This is a genomic window from Pseudarthrobacter sp. NPDC058119, assembly GCF_042884655.1.
Classification (GTDB): Bacteria; Actinomycetota; Actinomycetes; order Actinomycetales; family Micrococcaceae; genus Arthrobacter.
Window position 1 is genome coordinate 1 of sequence record NZ_JBHVTN010000011.1, and the last position, 17,821, is coordinate 17,821.

Here is a 17,821-nt window from a genome sequence, read left to right on the forward strand (position 1 = left end):
TCAGCCCGCAGAAACGCCCTCCCGGCATGGCTGCACCACTACAATCACCACAGGCCCCACACCGCAATCGGAGGCCACCCGCCCATCAGCCGCTTGACCAACCTCCCTGGGCAGTACACCTAGGTTCCGCAACCCCGCACGACGCAAAAGGCCCTGTCCTTCCGGAATTCCGGAAGGACAGGGCCTTTGCTGTTGACGACTCAGGCTAGCCGTCGTGCCGGCGTGCCGGCAGCGGAGCAGGCTTGAGATTCCGGTAGCCGGTGCGGACCGGCGGACGGTCCGTGGGAAGTTCCTGGATCATCTCCTTCAGGGCCCCGATGCCGTACTCCAGCTGGGGGTCCCGCCCGGCGGCGTACGCGTGCGGCGGGTAGGTCACCTCGATGTCCGGGTCAACGCCGTAGTTCTCGACGCTCCAGCCCACGCCGCCGCCGAACCAGTTGGCATAGCGGGGCTGGGTGACGCCGGTGCCATCCGCCAGTGTGAACCGGTTGTCGATGCCGACGACGCCGCCCCAGGTGCGCGTTCCGATGACCGGGCCGATCCCGCGGAGCTTTGACACCTGGGTGATGATGTCGCCGTCGGACCCGGCGAACTCGTCCGCGAGGATGATCACAGGACCGCGCGGTGCATGGTGCGGGTAGGTGCGCGGCTTCTCCCCGCGCGGCATGCTCCAGCCCGTGACCTTGCGGCCAATGAGCTCGGCGACAAGCTGGGAGGTGTGCCCCCCGCGATTGCGGCGCACATCGACGATTAGTCCATCGAATGCTGTTTCGGTATCCAGGTCGCGGTGGAGCTGGGCCCAGCCGTTGGCCATCATGTCCGGGATGTGCAGGTAGCCGAAGGTTCCGCTGGAAGCCTCGCGGACCGTCCGCCGGTTTCCCGCCACCCATTCCTGGTAGCGGAGGCGTTCCTCATCCTTGACCGGCACGACGGCGACCCTCCGCTGGGTGCCCTCGGCGCCGCCGTGCCCGGGGCCGTTGAGGAGGGTGAGCTCCACGGCGCGGCCGGCGGCCCCCACCAACTGCATGGCAGGGGTGGTGCTTTCGGACAAGGGGACGCCGTCGACGGCCAGCAGGACGTCTCCCGCCTTGGCACCGACACCGGGCCGGGTCAGGGGCGAGGTTGCCAGCGGGTCAGAGGACTCGCCCGCCAGGATGCGGGTGATCTCCCAGCCGCGGGCGGTGTGGACGAGGTCGGCGCCGAGCCTGCCCTGTCCACGGCTGCCGCGCTCGGTGACGGCCGCGGGACGCACATAGGCGTGGGACGTCCCCAGTTCGCCGTGCAGTTCCCACAGGAGGTCCACGAGGTCGTCGTGGGAGCCGAGCCGTTCCACCAACGGGCGGTACCGGGCGTGGATGGATTCCCAGTCCTGCCCGGCCATGTCCTCGGCCCAGAAGAAGTCGCGCTGCAGGCGCCAGGCCTCGTCGAATGCCTGTCCCCAGACGCTGAGCGGGTCCATCAGCACGCGGATCCGGCCCAGGTCCACCTTGACCAGCTTGCCCGATTCCTCGTCCGCCTTGGCGTCCGACGGAACAACAGTCACCTGCTTATCGGCGACGACCGCCACTTTGCTGCGGTCACCCGAGAGCCGGTAGCTGTCGACGGCATCCACCAGGGTGGTCTGCTTGCGCCGGGCGATGTCATACCGGACCAGGCTGGGACGGGCGTCCTTGTCTTCCTGGCTGGCCTTCCCGTCGCCGGTCACGCCCGCCAGGACGGAGTCGAGCCAGAGGAGCGCGCCGTCAACAGCCTGCAACGAGGTGTAGTTGCCCTGGGGCACGGGAACGCCGATCACACGATGGGCCAGGCCCTCCGGATCGACAGTGACGGCGGGCGCTGTGCTGTCACCGGCACCTTCCGCGGCTTCTGCCCCGGCGCCGGCATCCGGTTCCCCGCCCGCGGGATCAACCGAAGGGCCAAAGGGCGACGGCGTCCCGGCCGCAAGCGCCACCAGGTACGGCTTGATGGGGCTGGGAAAGGAGAGGTCGAACGAGTGCCCGTCGTACACGGGGTCGAAGCTGCGGTTGGACAGGAAGGCAAGGAATTTCCCGTCCGGAGTGAAGGCCGGGGAGGCGTCGCGGAAGCGGCCGTCAGTGACCTCCACGGGTTCTGCGTCGAGACGGTCCACGGTGGCCAGGCGCAGCCGGCTCCGCGAACCGAAGGAGGTGACGGGCTCGGACCAGGCCAGCCAGCGCGAATCCGCCGACCACCCGAGTTCGGAGATGCTGCCCTCCCCGATGCTGGCTACCTGTGTGAGGTCTCCGGAGCGGGTGTCCACCACGAAGACATCACCAAAAGACGTCCCGAGGGCAACCCAGCGGCCATCGGGGCTCGGCTCCAGCGAACTGGCACGGGACGGCGTCGGCACGGTGACACCCGCGTCCACGGCGGGAACCCGGGCTTCGGTGCCGGCGGCATCGGCCTGGGGCGCCACGTCCGCCTGCTGCTCGTCATCGGTGGACACGTGTGCCGTTGCTGCCGCCGGTACTTTGGTGCCCGACGCCGGGACAGGCTGGGGCAGGCTGACCGCCTCCGCTTCCTCCCCAGCGGGTGCCGGGCCGGCCGGGGCGTCAGGAGCCTGGGTGCCCGGTTTCCCGGCGGTGTGCGGAACGGGCGCGGCGATGTCCTTGATGTGCAGTGCTTCCACGCCGTCATGGTCGGCGGTGTACGCAATGCGTCCGTCTCCCAGCGGCCTGGGCAACCGGCCGCGGACACCCGGGGTGGCCTCGATGATGCGCGACGGGCCGTCCTTGTGCCGCAGCCAGTGGATGGTGCCATGGGATTCGACGGCGCTGGCGGCGCCCGCAACATCCGGCGCCACCGCACCGAGGTGCTTGACGGCGTCGAGCAGTGCGGGGCGCCTCGACTGGCTGGCGGACCCCAGGCTGATGTCCAGCTTTACCGCGTCCGAGCCAAGGTCGTGGAGGACCCAAAGTTCACCGGCCGATTCAAAGATGACCCGCTTGCCGTCAGTGGCCGCATGCCGGACATAGAAGTCCTGGTGGTCGGTGTGCCTGCGCAGGTCCTTACCGCTGGGGAGGACCGAGTACACATTGCCGTAGCCCTCATGGTCGGACAGGAAGGCGATCCGGCCGTCCACCCAGAGAGGGTCGGTGAGGTTGCCGTCAAGGTCCGGCAGGAGGCGTTCGAATTCGCCGTTGCCATCGCGGTCGATCCACAGCTTCCCGGCCGTTCCACCCCGGTACCGCTTCCACCATGCCGGTTCGCGGGAGAGCACACTCGCCAGGACCACGGGGCGTTCATCGCCAACTTCGGGGCCGAAGGCAACGGCCTCCACCGGTCCATAGGGCAGCTCCTGGGCCATGCCGCCGTCGAGCGGGACGCTGTAGGCGTGGGTGTGCCGGCTTTCGGCCTGGCGGAACGCGCTGGTGACCACCACGGAACCGCCGGTGGTGAATCCCTTGACCTTGGTGGTGCTGTGGCCAAAATAGGTGAGCTGCCGGTACCCGCCGCCATCCACCTGGGCGGAAACTACCTCCGGCGCCGTTCCCTGGACCACGGTCCACACCAGGCGCTTGCCGTCAGGGGTAAAACGCGGGTTGCGGGCAGGGAGCTGGAGCGACGAGACGCGCCAGGCGCGCCCGCCGTCCAGGGGCGCGATCCACACGTCGTCCTCGGCCACGAAAGTGACCAGATCACCGTGCAGATGCGGGAAACGGAAGTAGCTGGAAGAGGTCATCGTTCGATCATAGCCATCCCCTCCCCTGCCCCGCGGGAGACACACAACCCGTGCTGCCGTGGTGAGATGGACCATGCACATCGTCATGGCCGGCGCCTCCGGGCTCATCGGCACCTCCATGTCCGCCGCCTTCCGCAGTGCCGGCCACTCGGTGGTGACACTGGTCCGCAGGCCCCCTGCCAGTGCCAGCGAAGTCCGCTGGGATCCGGCTGCCGGTGTCCTGGATCCCGGAGTGCTGTCCAGCGCCGACGCTGTGGTCAACCTTTCCGGCGCCGGCATCGGTGACCGGCCGTGGACGCGGCACCGGGTGGAGGAGCTCTTCAGCTCCCGTTTGGCCCCTACCCGGACCCTGGTGCAGGCCATGGCGCACACGGATACGCCGCCGGCAACCTTCATCAGCCAGTCGGCGTCGGGATACTACGGCGACGCCGGCAATACCGTCCTACGGGAGGACGCCGCGGCAGGCGAGGGAACACTCTCGCAGATCTGCATTGAGTGGGAGCAGGCCGCGCTGATGGCGCCGGCGGGCGTCCGGGTGGTGACACCGCGGACCGGTGTGGTGTTCAGCCACTCCGGCGGGGCGCTGGGCAAGCTGCTCCCGCTGCTGCGCCTGGGGTTGGGCGGCCCGTTTGGCAACGGCAGGCAGTTCTGGCCCTGGGTGACGCTGCCCGATGTTTCGGCCGCGTTCCTGTTCCTGCTGGCCGCTCCGGTCTCGGGCCCAGTCAATGTGGCCGCCCCTGACCAGGCCGACGTGAACACCATCGTGGCGGCCCTGGCCAATGCGCTGCACCGTCCCGCGTTTCTGCGGGTCCCCGACCCCGTGCTGCGGACCGTGCTGCCCGGCCTTGGTGAGGAACTCCTGCTGTACAGCCAGCGGATGGAACCGGCCGTCCTGGCAGCTGCCGGGTTCCAATGGCAGCACGGGCATCTGGCAGATGCGGCCCGCTGGGTGGCAGGAAAGGCCGCCACGCCCCAGCGGGGGTAGGCAATGAGCCGACCCGGCAACGCTGGATGCCAGGGGTTCCCCGGGGCTGTTCACTGGCCGGGCAGGATGTCGCTGACCCGCCACCGACCGTCCACTGACACCAGGACCAGCCGAAGCGGCTGCGGACCGCTCGCCGGCCCGGTGGCCAGAACACTATCGTCCGGGTCCAGCACCCGGTAGCCGGACGTGGTGGAGACTGCCCGCACCACCGCGTGCACCCCGGTTGCCCCGTCCTCCACAGCCACCCCTGAAAGCGTGGTGCTGAATCCGGCGAGCCGCCGGCCGGCCGCAACCTGGCTCGAGATCCTCTGGTCAGCCGCGGCCGCGGCCGACCCGGGGGCGTTCACATCCGCCAGCAGTTCCATTCCCCCGCTGCTGAAGGCGTAGTCGCGAACCGCGGCCAGCCCCTGTGCGGCTATGACGGGATCAGCTGCCCCTGCCTGCTCCCTCGCCACGTCCAGGGGCGCGGTGCCCGGGCCCCCTCCACCTGTGGCGGCCGGGGACGCAACCTGTGGGACCGGACCGTGGGCAGAATTCCCGGGCCATGTGCCGTGACCGGCAAACGCTGACAGCCACCACAGCACTGCCGCAGCCGCAGCAACGAGCGGCAGCACGGACCGCCGCAGAAGCCGGAGCACCTGGCCACCGGCCAGGTGCTCCGCATGCTTTCCGCGGGCCGGCGCGGCTGCAGTTGTTGCCGCTCCCGGCCGCGCGGACCAGCGGGAGGCCACCGCCGGCGGCGAAGCCCCTGGACCTTTCCCCGGAGTCCGCTGCCCCGCGACGGAGCTGGGACGTGGCGGCGGGTCAGCAGTTCCGGCAGGACGCTGGGGTGGACGGCACCGGAAAGGTCCACGGGTTGTGGTTCCGCACTGCGGTACACCGCGGTCGCCAGCGCCAGCGCGTCAGGCCGCAGCCTGCGCTCATCGTTCAGTCCTGCTTCCAGGGCGGCTGCCAGGTCTTTGGGGACGCCGGGAACCAGCAGGGAGAGGGGAGGCCTGTCGGCGGTCCGTCCAGGAGCATCACCGGTCAGGCAATACCAGCCCAGGGCAGCCACCGAGTACACGTCGCGCTCCGGCTGGAGGCCGGCGCGCACTGCGTCCACCGGTGACGGGTCCACGAATCCTCCGGTTCCGGCGGCCCCGGCACAGCCCGGATCGCCGAGCATCCGGGCGATTCCGAGGTCTGAGAGCATTGGTTTTCCCTGCCCGGTGAACAGGACATTTCCCGGTGAGACATCCGAGTGCGTGAACCCCTTGGCATGCAGGTAGGCCAGGGCCTGGGCGATAGGCGTCAGGACGGTGACCGTCTCCCCCACGCTGATCCTGCCCCGGGAGGAGACCAGCTGGGCCAGCGAACCGCCGGCGGCGTAATCCATGGTCAGGGCCGCGCCGCTGCCGGGCCCGGTGCCCTGCACCGCACCGTAAGCCTTAACCAGGTGCTGGTGGTCCAGGACTGACAGGATGTGGAGCTCCCGCCGAACATCCTCCCCGGTGATTCCCGGACTGCTGCGCGCGCCGCTTACGTCCGCGCGGAAGCACTTCAATGCGTATTCCTGTCCCGTCCGGCGTTCCGTTACCAGCCACACGTCCGCGCTGCCGCCCCGCCCCAACAGCCTGCCGACGTCGTAGCCCGGTATGTCGGGTGCCTGTGCATCGTCCATGGTCCATGTCTAGCCGACTTCCGGCAGCGCCGCAGAAGTTATCCACAGCCCCCGCGGTGCGGTCACAAACAGTGCAGCCGGTGAGCTTGGACACTAAACCGGGCCGCTGCGGCTGCGGGGTCTAAGCTGGATGCCATGACTCTTGAGTTTTCACAGCTGGGTCTTGCCCCCGACTTCGTTGATTACATGGAAGGCTGGGATGCCCAGCGCGAACTCCATGACAAAGTTGTCGCGGGAAGTGCGCCCAGCACAGTCCTTCTCCTGGAGCACGCCGCTGTTTATACGGCCGGCAAGCTTACCGAGGACCACGAGCGGCCCTTTGACGGTACGCCGGTGGTCGCGGTGGACCGCGGCGGCAAACTTACGTGGCACGGCCCGGGCCAACTGGTTGCCTACCCCATCCTGAAGCTCAAGAACCGCGCAGGCATCCGCGACTACGTGGAACGCCTCGAAGAGATCATGATCACCGTCATGTCGGACTACGGCATTAACGCCGAACGGATCAAGGGCCGCGCGGGTGTATGGATCAAGGCCGATTCGAAGGGCCCGGATCGCAAGATCGCCGCGATCGGCATCCGCGTCCTGAACGGCGTGACCATGCACGGCATCGCCATTAACTGCAGCAACGACCTTGCGCCCTACGGCCAGATCATCGCCTGCGGCATCACCGACGCCGGAGTGACCACCATGTCCCTTGAAACGGGCAGGGAAATCCAGCCCGCGGACATCGCGGAGCGGTTCGTGGAGGAATTCCGCAAACATGAAGAAGCATTGGTTTCGAGCCCTGAAGGAGCTCTACTGTGACATTGGCACCTGAAGGCCGGAAGATGCTGCGGATCGAGCAGCGCAACGCTGCGGTCCCGGTGGAGCGCAAGCCGGAGTGGATCAAGGCCAAGGTCCAAATGGGCCCCGAGTTCGTCGGGCTGAAGAACCTGGTCAAAAAAGAAGGCCTGCACACCGTCTGCGAAGAGGCCGGCTGCCCCAACATCTTCGAATGCTGGGAAGACAAGGAAGCGACCTTCCTGATCGGCGGCTCCGAATGCACCCGCCGCTGCGACTTCTGCCAGATCGACACCGGCAAACCCTCCCCCGTGGACATGTTCGAACCCACCAAGGTGGCCCGCTCCGTCCAGTCCATGGCCCTGCGCTACGCCACCGTCACCGGCGTGGCCCGCGACGACCTCGAAGACGAAGGCGTCTGGCTCTACGCCGAAACCGTCCGCAAGATCCACGAACTGAACCCCGGCACCGGCGTCGAACTGCTCATCCCCGACTTCTCCGGCAACCCCGACCACATCAAGGCGATCTGCGACTCCGCCCCCGAAGTCTTCGCCCACAACGTCGAAACCGTGCCCCGGATCTTCAAGCGGATCCGCCCCGCGTTCCGCTACGAACGCTCCCTGGACGTCATCACCCAGGGCCGCAACCACGGCATGGTCACCAAATCCAACCTCATCCTGGGCATGGGCGAAACCCGGGAGGAAATCAGCGAAGCCCTCCGCGACCTCCACCAGGCCGGCTGCGACCTGATCACCATCACCCAATACCTCCGCCCGAGTGAACGGCACCTGCCCGTGGACCGCTGGGTCAAACCCCAGGAATTCGTGGACCTCCAGCACGAAGCCGAAGAAATCGGCTTCCTCGGCGTCATGTCCGGACCCCTGGTCCGCTCCTCCTACCGCGCCGGCCGGCTCTGGGCCACCGCCATGCGCAAAAAAGGCCGCGACATCCCCGACAACCTCGCCCACATCGCAGAAGGCATCCAGGACTCCGGCACCACCCGCCAGGAAGCCGCCACCCTCCTCGCCGCACACTCGTGACCCCTCCTTTGTAAAGTGGCAGAGGGCCGGGCGCTGGAAGAATCCAGCGTCCGGCCCTTTGGTTTAAGTCACGTAGAATTGAGGCACTATGGCGAAATCCCCTGACTCCAGCAACTCCACCCCGGCGGGCTCCAGCGCGGTGAAGCGCGGCCTGTTCACGCGCAAGCCCAAGGAAGCGAAGGCCAAGAAGCCCAGCAGGCTCAAGCAGATCGGCGAGGTCTTCACCATGACCCGCCGCCACGATCCCATGGTCCCGTGGCTCATGCTTTTGGTGTTCCTCGGCGTCGTGGCCGTGAGCTTCCTGGTAGGTTTCTGGCTGGATAACTGGATCACGGGCCTGATCATCGGAATCCCGCTCGGCCTGCTGGCCGCTACGTTCATCCTCTCCCGCCGGGCCGAGCGTGCTGCGTTCGCGCAGATTGAAAACCAGCCCGGCGCTTCAGGCGCCGCCCTGGGGACGCTGCGCCGCGGCTGGATCACCGAAGAGCAGCCCGTTGCCGTTAACCCGCGCACGCAGGATGCCGTGTTCCGCGCCGTAGGCCGTCCCGGCGTCGTGCTTGTCAGCGAAGGGCCCACCCACCGGGTGAAGCCCCTGCTCGACGCCGAGCGCAAGCGCCTTGCACGCATCCTCCCCAACGTTCCGGTCCACACCATCCAGACCGGCCGCGGCGAAGGCCAGGTACCGCTGAGCCAGGTGGCCAAGCAGATGGGCAAGATGAAGAACGAACTGACCAAGCTTGAGGTGAGCACGGTCTCCAAGCGCATCGCTTCCATGGGTACCAGGCTTCCCATCCCCAAGGGCATCGACCCGTACAAGGCCCGTCCCAACCGCGGACGCTAGCTGGTGAAACGCCCCGGTACCGGCACTGCCGTTGGCCGGGGCGTTTTTCGTTGCGCCCTCCGTGCCGCGCTCAGGCGTCCGCCTTCGGCGGCACCGTTCATAACCACGACAGGACATAACCATGCCCCTTAGGACAACGATGATCCGCGCCTTCCGCATCCTCGCCGTGGCCGAGGCCTGCAGCTGGGCAGCGCTGCTGGCCGGCATGTATTTCAAATGGATCGCCGGCACCACGGAACTCGGCGTCCAGGTGGCGGGCCCAATCCACGGCGCCCTGTTCATCGGCTACGGGGCTGCCGCGCTCATGCTGTGGCGCGTGCAGAGCTGGCCGTTCCGGGTGGCCGCACTGGCCGGGTTCTCGGCAATTTTCCCCTTCGCCACCCTCTTGTTTGAACGCTGGGCCGGACGCCGTGGGTACCTCAGCGCAGCCAAAGCACCGGACTCCGCAACATCCCTCGAATCAAGCCGCGCTTAGCGGAACAGGGACACCGCAGTGGAATCCGTTGAGCAGGGACTGGCGGCACGGCCGCCCGGCGCCGTGAAGATGCAGGCTGGCGGTGCCCCACGCCGCAAGCGCACCGTGGCCGTCTTCTCCCTGCTGGGAGCAACGCTGTTCTGGGCCGGCAACTATGTTGTGGGTGCGGGCGCCGTCCACAACATCGACCCCCTCAGCCTGGTCTTCCTGCGGTGGGCGGTTGCGCTGGTGCCGCTGTTGCTGATCGCCCAGCTTGTGGAGAAGCCCTGCTGGCGCTCCGTAGCAGCTGCGTGGCCGTGGCTGCTGGCGCTCAGCGTGTGCGGGCTGCTCGGCTACAACCTGCTCCTGTACTTCGCCTTGGAACATACCGATGCGTTCAATGCCTCACTGATCAATGCCTTCAACCCGGCGCTCATCACGCTTGCGGCCGCGGTGTTCCTGCGCGAACGGCTCACGCCCCTGGCGGTGGCGGGCGTCGTGATGGCGCTGGCGGGCGTCCTCATCGTCATCAGTGGAGGGGACCTGGGCAGGCTGGCCACTGCGGGTTTCGGCACCGGGGAAGTCTTGATGGTGGGTGCAGTGGTGGTGTGGACGGCTTACACCGTCACGGGCCGCCTGGCACCGAAGGTTCCGCCGATCACGGCCACGGCCGTACAGGCTGCCGTGGCCGTGGGCTTGCTGGCGCCCGTCCACCTTGCCAAGGGAGGCTTGGCCCTCCCCGCAACAGACGGTGCGTTGGCGTCCTTGCTCTTCATTGCGATTTTTCCGTCGGTACTGTCCTACGTGCTGTGGAACCGGGCACTGACGGTCCTGCCGGCGGCCGGTGCGGGGGTGTTCCTTAACCTGATCACCGTCTTTACCGCGGTCCTGACCCTGCTCGCCGGGCAGGTGCATGCGGCTGCGCAGTTTGTGGGTGGCGCCATCGTCGTTTGCGGCGTGGTCCTCACGAATGTGCCCGCCTTCCGCCGGCAGCGACGGGACGCGCAACTGCCCCGCGGCTAGGACCCCTATGCCTGCCGGCGGGTGGGGTCCTACCGCCGGATGAGGAGCATGTTCATTGCCTTGTCGTGCAGGCCGCGCTGGTCCGGGTCGAAAATGACGGCGGGGATGACCAGGCATAGGAGCACCGCCCTCACCAGGCCGGCCAAGGGCCCGGGGGTGCCGCCGCCCGGCTTGATCACGGCTATGCCCATGATGCGGTGGCCGATGCTGTAACCGAGGGTTCCCACCAGCAGGGTCTGTTCGATGGCGAAGACGCCCAGCGTGGCCCAGGAATCGCCGCCAAAGGCAAAGTTGCTGATGAGCAGGGCGATGGCCCAGTCGATCATGATCGCTACGATCCTCCGCCCTGCCCGGGCAATGGACCCCGGACCCGACTCAGGCAGGCCCAGGCGCTCCCCCGGATATTTGGAGATGCCGGAAGTGTCCGGTCCGGTGAGCCAGGAGCCTATGTCTTTGCGATCTACCACCGTCCAAGTTTACCGATCCGGGCACCGCCGGGGCGCCCACACTTTGGATAGGGCTCGACCACAGTGTGGACGGACGATACCGTGGTCATAGCAGGGCATTCTGTAACCTGCCCGAAACAATGCGGACACGGACGGGAAATCCCGGATCCATAGTCTGTTAGAAGTTTCAAGCAATCCCCCGGCAGGTACACGCGACAGGGACAACAGGCGTTCTCCCTGATTTTGGATTGCGCTGGATCACATGGCGTGCATGCCAGATATTTACATATGCGTTAGGAGCATAGATGTTCAAGACTGCGGACGAAGTCCTCAAGTTCATCAAGGACGAAGATGTAAAGTTCGTCGATATCCGCTTCACCGACCTTCCGGGCGTCCAGCAGCACTTCAACGTCCCCGCGAAGAGTGTCGACGCCGATTTCTTCGTCAACGGACAGCTCTTCGATGGTTCCTCCATCCGTGGATTCCAGGGCATCGCCGAATCTGACATGCAGCTGATCCCGGACGTCACCACCGCGTTCCTGGACACCTTCCGCATGGAGAAGACCCTCGCGCTGAACTTCTCGATCGTCAACCCGCGCACCGGTGACCCGTACCACCGCGACCCCCGCGGCGTGGCCGAGAAGGCCGAAGCATACCTGGCCTCCACCGGCATCGCCGACACCGCGTTCTTCGCTCCCGAAGCCGAATTCTTCGTGTTCGACAACGTCCAGTACCAGTCCTCCCCCGAGGGCAGCTTCTACAAGATCGACTCCGAGGAAGCCCACTGGAACACCGGCCGCGAGGAAGAGGGCGGCAATCTGGGCTACAAGACCCCGGTCAAGGGCGGTTACTTCCCGGTCTCCCCCACCGACAAGCAGGCTGACCTGCGCGACGCCATGTGCGTTGCCCTGGACGAAGCCGGCCTCGAGGTCGAACGCAGCCACCACGAAGTTGGATCCGCCGGCCAGGCCGAGATCAACTACAAGTTCACCACGTTGACGCACGCTGCCGATGACCTGCAGAAGTTCAAGTACGTCATCAAGAACACCGCTGACGCCTGGGGCAAGTCCGTGACCTTCATGCCGAAGCCGGTCTTCGGTGACAACGGCTCCGGCATGCACTGCCACCAGTCGCTGTGGAACGGTGGCGAGCCGCTGTTCTACGACGAGAAGGGCTACGCCGGCCTGTCCGACACCGCCCGCTGGTACATCGGCGGCCTGCTCAAGCACTCCTCCGCCGTCCTGGCCTTCACCAACCCGACGGTGAACTCCTACCGCCGCCTGGTGAAGGGCTTCGAGGCCCCCGTCAACATGGTCTACTCGCAGGGCAACCGCTCCGCCGGTATCCGTATCCCCATCACGGGTTCGAACCCCAAGGCCAAGCGCATCGAATTCCGCGCGCCGGACCCCTCCTCCAACCCGTACCTGGCCTTCGCTGCCCAGCTGATGGCCGGCATTGACGGCATCCGCAACCGCATCGAACCCCCGGCTCCGATCGACAAGGACCTCTACGAGCTCCCCGCCGAGGAAGCCAAGGACATCCCGAAGGCTCCGGGCACCCTGGAGGAAGCCCTGGAGGCCCTGCGCGAGGACAACGAGTTCCTGCAGGCCGGCGGCGTCTTCACCCAGGACCTGATCGACACCTGGATCGAGTACAAGTACGAGAACGAGATCCGCCCGCTGTCCCTGCGCCCGAACCCCTACGAGTTCGAGCTCTACTACGGCGTCTAGTCCGCGGCCTGCCCCGCAGGAGCGCTGAAGCAAAGAAAGGCGGCCACCGGTTCAACCGGTGGCCGCCTTTCGCGTTGTCCGGGCCGCGTGGCCGCGGACGGAGACCGTAAGGTGGGGGCCCGGCTCCAGACGTGCTGAGACCGGGAACCGGACCCCCTGACGAATGCCCCCCGAGACGAAGACTGTCCAGCCTTCCCCCCAACAAGGTTGGAGAACACCGCCATCCACATAATCGGGCAAACGCTTGCTAAGCGCAATGCCGGCCCGGCGCGTTACGCGGCGCGGCGACTTCGAAGCTGCGGAACATGGTCCGTTGCGGCCCCGCGGAACCGCCCAGGTACCGCCCGGCGTCGACGAAACCGGCGCGGCGGTAAGCGGACAGGCCCGCCGGGTTCCCCTCGTTGACGGACAGTACGACGCCGGACTCGCGGCCTTGGTGCCGGGCGGTGAGCTTGCGCGCGGTCTCCACAGCGGCGGCCGCTGCCAGGGTGCCCAGCCCCTTGCCCTGGTACGGGGAGTCGATCAGGAAGCCCCGCAGCAGCCAGGCTGAGCTGTCGTTGGGCCACCCCGCCAGGCCGGCCGCCCCTGACTGGAGCGTCAGGATGCCGACAGCATCGCCACCGGACTCCACGACGCAGGGATGCCGTGACCCATCTGCCAGCCCTGCCAGGGCCATGCGCAGGGGGTCGCCCACGAACCGTTCCTGTCCGGGCAGCAGCGACATGTCCGCGATCGCCCCGAGCTGGATGGCCCGGGCATCGGCGTCGAGGTCGCGGAGCGGAATGAGCCAGACCCAGTCAGTGCCCATAGAAGACACGTTCAAAGACTGCCCTGGCCCGCCGGGACACCCGCAGGTAGTCCTCCTCCAGCGCAGCAGCGTGGCCCGGCTCGTAGCCGCACCAGCGCGCCACGGCCTCCAGGTCGCGGCGCGAGGACGGCAGGAGGTCCGAGGCCTTGCCGCTCCAGATGACATTGGCCGACCGGATGCGGCTGGCCAAGCGCCAGGCCTCGGCCAGCAAGCCGGCGTCTGCGGCGTCCAGCAGGCCAAGGTCCGCCGCGGCTTCCAGGGCCTCCAGCGTGGACGTGGTCCGGAGTTCCGGGTGCTTGCCGGCCTGCTGGAGCTGCAGCAGCTGCACCAGCCACTCGACGTCGCTGAGGCCGCCACGGCCCAGTTTGAGGTGCCGGGCAGGGTCGGCGCCGCGCGGGAGCCGCTCCGATTCCACCCGGGCCTTGATGCGCCGGATCTCGCGTACGTCCTGTTCAGCCACGGTTTCCGGGTACCGGATGGGGTCGATCAGCTTGAGGAAATCAGCGGCCAAGGCATCGTCGCCCGCCATCGGCCTCGCCCGAAGCAGGGCCTGCGCTTCCCAGATGAGCGACCAGCGGCGGTAGTACTCGGCGAAAGAGTCAAGGGAGCGCACCATGGCGCCGTTCTTGCCCTCGGGCCGGAGGTCGGCATCCATCTGGAGGACGCGTTCTGCCATGATGGCCGGTTTGAGAGGCTGGGTGAGGAGGCTGGACACCTTCGCCACGATGCGGGCAGCCTGCTCCTGCGCCTCGGCCTCGGAGAAACCCGGCAGGGCACGGTGGACGTACATGACATCCGCATCGGACCCGTAGCCGATCTCCCTGCCGCCCTGGCGGCCCATGGCCACCACCAGCACGGTGGTCTTCAGCGGTCCGGCGGCCGAGACGATGCCTTCGGCCACCCGCAGGGCGCCCAGGACGGCGGCGCGGTCAGTGTCAGCGAGGGCACGGCCGACGTGGTCCTGGTCCAGGAGGCCGGCGGAATCGGCGATGGCGATGCGGAGGATTTCCCGGCGCCGGATCAGCCGGATCAGGCGCATGGCGCTCTCGGGGTCCTCGTGCCGCGACATCTTGGCAGTGATTTCCTGCCACTGGGCTTCGAAGCCCACCGGAATCAGGTCCTTGTCCTGCCCCAGCCACGCCACGGACTCCGGCGAGACTTCCAGCAGGTCGGCAATCAACCGGGAATTGGACAGCATGTGGCACAGCCGTTCGGCGGCAGCGTTGGAGTCCCGGAGCAGTCCGAGGTACCAGTGCGTGGTGCCCAGCGCCTCACTCACGCGGCGGAAGGCAAGCAGGCCTGCGTCGGGGTCCACCCCCTCGGCGAGCCAGTCGAGCAGGATGGGCAGGAGCTGGCGCTGCAGGGCTGCCCTCCGGCTCACACCGGCGGTCAGCGCCTCTATGTGGCGCATCGCGCCCTGCGGGTCCTGGTAGCCGAGCGCGGCAAGCCGTCCCTGCGCCGCCTCGGGGGTGAGCCTGGCATCCTCGCTGCTGAGCTTGGCCGCCGTGTTGAGCAGCGGCCGGTAGAAGATGCGCTCGTGCAGTTCGCGGACCGAGCGCTTGGTGCGCTGCCACGCGGAAAGCAGGGTGTCCGGGCTGGGCCGTTCATTGGAAAAGGGCCCCAAAACCGCCTTGGCCAGGGAGCGCAGGGCCGGATCCGCCACCGGCATGAGGTGGGTGCGGCGGAGCTGGAACAGCTGGATCCGATGTTCCAGGAGGCGCAGGTAGCGGTAGGCGTTGTCAAAGGCGGCTGCGTCGGAACGGCCAATGTAGCCGCCCGCCGACAAGGCAGCGATCGCCGAGGTGGTATCCCGCCGTCGTAAGCTCTCATCGGCCTTGCCGTGCACCAACTGGAGCAGCTGGACGGTGAACTCGACGTCGCGCAGCCCGCCGCGGCCCAGCTTGATCTGGCGCTGCTCCTCGGCGGCCGGAATGTTCTCAGTGACCCGGCGGCGCATCGCCTGCACGGATTCCACGAAGCCCTCCCGCCCGGCCGAACTCCAGATCAGCGGGGCCACGGCTTCCTCGTAGGCCCGGCCCAGTGCGGCGTCACCGGCGATGGCACGGGCCTTGAGCAGCGCCTGGAATTCCCAGCTCTCGGCCCATCTGGCGTAGTACGTCTCGTGCGAGGCGAGGGTGCGGACCAGCGGCCCGGACTTGCCCTCCGGCCGCAGGTTGGCGTCCACCTCCCACAGGCCCGGTTCCCGGGCCACGGACGATATGGCCCGCGAGATTCCGCTGGCCAGCGCCGTGCCGATGGTGTTGGCCTGCGCGTCCTCCAGGCTTCCTGCATCCACCACGTAGATGACGTCCACGTCGGAGATATAGTTCAGCTCCCGTGCTCCGCATTTGCCCATGCCGATGACGGCGAGGCCGACGTCGGCGATGTCGGCTGCGCTGTGCTGCTCCGCGGCTTCGGCCCGGGAGACGGCCAGGGCGGCCTCGATGGCGGCGGCGGCGAGGTCCGCCAGTTCGCCGCCCACCGATGGCAGGAAGTCCAGCGGGTCCGCGGCGCAAAGGTCTTTCACGGCGAGGTCCACCAGCCCGCGCCGGTAGGCGGTGCGCAGCGCGGCGTAGGCGTCCGTGCCCGTGGCTGCGGCAACCGGCCGCGCGGCGCGTGGGTCGGCGCCCACGGACTGCAGGAGGGTGGCGCGCAGCCGTCCGGGATCTGCAGGCATTGGCTCGGGACTGGCCCGGACCTCGAAGGCATCCAGGTGCTCCGGGTGCCTGATGAGGAACTCCCCCAAGGCCTCGGAGGCGCCCAGGACCCGGTACATGGGTTCGCTTTCCTCCAGGTCGGCAGCGGCCAGGTTCCGGAGTTGCGGATGCTTTTCGATCAGCCGCACCAGGGACTGGAGGGCGGTGTCGGGGCTGGCGGCGAGCTGCAGGCCGGCAAAGAGCCTGTCCTGGTCCAGGCCCTCGAGTTCGCGCGCGGCCAGGAACCGTTCGCCCTTTTCAAGGTCGCTGAATCCGGCCGCGATGAGGCGGCGCGCCAGGCTCACGCCGGGCACCTAGAGGATGCCGAGGTTGCGCTGCAGCTCGTAGGGCGTCACCTGCAGCCGGTAGTCCTGCCACTCGGCGCGCTTGTTGCGCAGGAAGTGCTCGTAGACCTGTTCGCCCAGGATCTGCGGCATCAGCTCGGAGTCTTCCATGGAGCGGATGGCGTCGTGCAGGCTGGCCGGGAGCGGATCATGGCCCATGGCGCGGCGTTCGGCGGAACTCAGCGACCAGACGTCGTCCTCGGCTGCCGCCGGGAGCTCGTAGCCTTCCTCGATGCCCTTCAGGCCCGCTCCGAGCAGGACGGCGTAGGCCAGGTACGGGTTCGCGGCGGAGTCGATGCCGCGGTACTCGATCCGGGCGGACTGGCCCTTGCCGGGCTTGTACAGCGGCACACGGACCAGCGCGGAACGGTTGTTGTGGCCCCAGCTGAGGTAGCTGGGCGCCTCGCCGCCGCCCCACAGGCGCTTGTAGGAGTTGACGAACTGGTTGGTGACGGCGGTGAACTCCGGGGCGTGCTTGAGGATGCCGGCGATGAACTGGCGGGCCGTCTTGGACAGCTGGAACTCCGCTCCTGCCTCGAAGAACGCGTTGCTGTCGCCCTCGAAGAGCGAGAAGTGCGTGTGCATGCCGGACCCGGGGTGGTCGGTGAACGGCTTGGGCATGAAAGTGGCATACGTGCCCTGCTGCAGCGCCACTTCCTTGATGACGGTGCGGAACGTCATGATGTTGTCCGCCGTCTGCAGGGCGTCCGCGTAGCGGAGGTCGATCTCGTTCTGGCCCGGGCCGGCCTCGTGGTGGCTGAATTCAACCGAAATTCCCACGGATTCCAGCATGGTCACCGCGGTGCGGCGGAAGTCCTGGGCCACGCCGCCCGGCACATGGTCGAAGTAGCCGCCCTCGTCAACGGGTACCGGAGCGCCGTTTGGACCCGGCTCGTGCGACTTGAGCAGGTAGAACTCGATTTCGGGGTGCGTGTAGCAGGTGAAGCCCATGTCCGCGGCCTTGGCGAGGGTCCGCTTGAGCACGTTGCGCGGATCGGCGGCGGAAGGCTCGCCGTCGGGGGTAAGGATGTCGCAGAACATCCTGGAGGTCTGCTCGGTCTCGCCACGCCATGGCAGGATCTGGAAGGTGGCAGGGTCCGGCTGGGCCAGCATGTCGGATTCGAACACACGGGCCAGGCCCTCAATGGAGGAGCCGTCGAATCCGAGGCCTTCCTCGAATGCCCCTTCCACTTCCGCCGGAGCCAGCGCCACGGACTTCAGCGAACCCACGACGTCGGTGAACCACAGGCGCACGAAACGTACATCGCGCTCTTCGATTGTGCGCAGGACAAATTCTTGCTGGCGGTCCATGAT

At 67.6% G+C, this 17,821-nt stretch carries 15 protein-coding genes; 8 read left to right on the forward strand and 7 right to left on the reverse strand.

The annotated features are described in order from the left end of the window. Window positions 1-123, forward strand: a 123-nt coding sequence (locus tag ACFVTD_RS19405; RefSeq protein WP_387566493.1) for an integrase core domain-containing protein, incomplete at its 5' end; no start/stop codon positions are given. Window positions 124-205: 82 nt separating this feature from the next. On the opposite strand, the gene ACFVTD_RS19410 is transcribed toward ACFVTD_RS19405, so the two are convergent. Further along, on the reverse strand, window positions 206-3,700 hold the full coding sequence (locus ACFVTD_RS19410; protein ID WP_387566255.1) for a S41 family peptidase: 3,495 nt from the start codon (window positions 3,698-3,700) through the stop codon (window positions 206-208). A gap of 73 nt (window positions 3,701-3,773) precedes the next feature. Between ACFVTD_RS19410 and ACFVTD_RS19415 the strand changes: the two genes are divergently transcribed. Continuing rightward, a complete protein-coding gene (locus ACFVTD_RS19415) occupies window positions 3,774-4,685 on the forward strand; it encodes a TIGR01777 family oxidoreductase (RefSeq protein WP_387566258.1) in 912 nt (303 codons plus the stop codon). A gap of 50 nt (window positions 4,686-4,735) precedes the next feature. Here the strand turns inward: ACFVTD_RS19415 and ACFVTD_RS19420 are convergent, their stop codons facing one another. Continuing rightward, the gene (locus ACFVTD_RS19420) at window positions 4,736-5,140 is read right to left on the reverse strand and encodes a hypothetical protein (RefSeq protein ID WP_387566261.1); all 405 of its coding nucleotides are present in this window, start codon (window positions 5,138-5,140) and stop codon (window positions 4,736-4,738) included. Then, the gene (locus ACFVTD_RS19425; protein WP_387566264.1) at window positions 5,101-6,345 is read right to left on the reverse strand and encodes a serine/threonine-protein kinase; all 1,245 of its coding nucleotides are present in this window, start codon (window positions 6,343-6,345) and stop codon (window positions 5,101-5,103) included. Before ACFVTD_RS19425 ends, ACFVTD_RS19420 begins: the two co-directional genes overlap by 40 nt. A 126-nt stretch (window positions 6,346-6,471) precedes the next feature. Between ACFVTD_RS19425 and lipB the strand changes: the two genes are divergently transcribed. The 5 genes from lipB (at window position 6,472) to ACFVTD_RS19450 (ending at window position 10,483) form a co-directional block, all read left to right on the forward strand. Then, window positions 6,472-7,149, forward strand: a complete 678-nt coding sequence (gene lipB, locus ACFVTD_RS19430) for a lipoyl(octanoyl) transferase LipB (protein WP_387566495.1) — start codon at window positions 6,472-6,474, stop codon at window positions 7,147-7,149. Continuing rightward, complete coding sequence (gene lipA / locus ACFVTD_RS19435) at window positions 7,146-8,165, forward strand: lipoyl synthase (protein ID WP_387566267.1); 1,020 nt, start codon at window positions 7,146-7,148, stop codon at window positions 8,163-8,165. The genes lipB and lipA overlap by 4 nt, the downstream gene beginning before the upstream one ends. 88 nt (window positions 8,166-8,253) lie before the next feature. Further along, the gene (locus ACFVTD_RS19440; protein WP_255175166.1) at window positions 8,254-9,006 is read left to right on the forward strand and encodes a DUF4191 domain-containing protein; all 753 of its coding nucleotides are present in this window, start codon (window positions 8,254-8,256) and stop codon (window positions 9,004-9,006) included. Between the two features lie 121 nt (window positions 9,007-9,127). Further along, on the forward strand, window positions 9,128-9,481 hold the full coding sequence (locus ACFVTD_RS19445; protein ID WP_387566270.1) for a DUF3817 domain-containing protein: 354 nt from the start codon (window positions 9,128-9,130) through the stop codon (window positions 9,479-9,481). Window positions 9,482-9,499: 18 nt separating this feature from the next. Further along, a complete protein-coding gene (locus ACFVTD_RS19450) occupies window positions 9,500-10,483 on the forward strand; it encodes a DMT family transporter (protein ID WP_387566273.1) in 984 nt (327 codons plus the stop codon). A gap of 29 nt (window positions 10,484-10,512) precedes the next feature. On the opposite strand, the gene ACFVTD_RS19455 is transcribed toward ACFVTD_RS19450, so the two are convergent. Next, complete coding sequence (locus ACFVTD_RS19455) at window positions 10,513-10,950, reverse strand: RDD family protein (RefSeq protein ID WP_387566276.1); 438 nt, start codon at window positions 10,948-10,950, stop codon at window positions 10,513-10,515. Between the two features lie 284 nt (window positions 10,951-11,234). Here ACFVTD_RS19455 and glnA (ACFVTD_RS19460) point away from each other — a divergent pair, with 284 nt between their 5' ends. Then, window positions 11,235-12,659, forward strand: a complete 1,425-nt coding sequence (gene glnA, locus ACFVTD_RS19460; protein ID WP_141160827.1) for a type I glutamate--ammonia ligase — start codon at window positions 11,235-11,237, stop codon at window positions 12,657-12,659. Between the two features lie 247 nt (window positions 12,660-12,906). On the opposite strand, the gene ACFVTD_RS19465 is transcribed toward glnA (ACFVTD_RS19460), so the two are convergent. Genes ACFVTD_RS19465 through glnA (ACFVTD_RS19475) form a run of 3 tightly spaced genes read right to left on the reverse strand, consistent with a single transcriptional unit; the run spans window position 12,907 to window position 17,818 of the window. Beyond that, window positions 12,907-13,467, reverse strand: coding sequence for a GNAT family N-acetyltransferase (locus tag ACFVTD_RS19465; protein ID WP_387566280.1), 561 nt, complete (start codon window positions 13,465-13,467; stop codon window positions 12,907-12,909). Beyond that, window positions 13,457-16,468 carry a bifunctional [glutamine synthetase] adenylyltransferase/[glutamine synthetase]-adenylyl-L-tyrosine phosphorylase gene (locus ACFVTD_RS19470; RefSeq protein WP_387566283.1) on the reverse strand — a complete coding sequence of 1,004 codons (3,012 nt, stop codon included), beginning with the start codon at window positions 16,466-16,468 and terminating at the stop codon, window positions 13,457-13,459. Before ACFVTD_RS19470 ends, ACFVTD_RS19465 begins: the two co-directional genes overlap by 11 nt. Window positions 16,469-16,477: 9 nt before the next feature. Then, window positions 16,478-17,818 (reverse strand): type I glutamate--ammonia ligase, encoded by a 1,341-nt coding sequence (glnA, locus tag ACFVTD_RS19475; RefSeq protein ID WP_110544581.1) that lies wholly within the window; start codon window positions 17,816-17,818, stop codon window positions 16,478-16,480. Window positions 17,819-17,821: the final 3 nt, after the last annotated feature.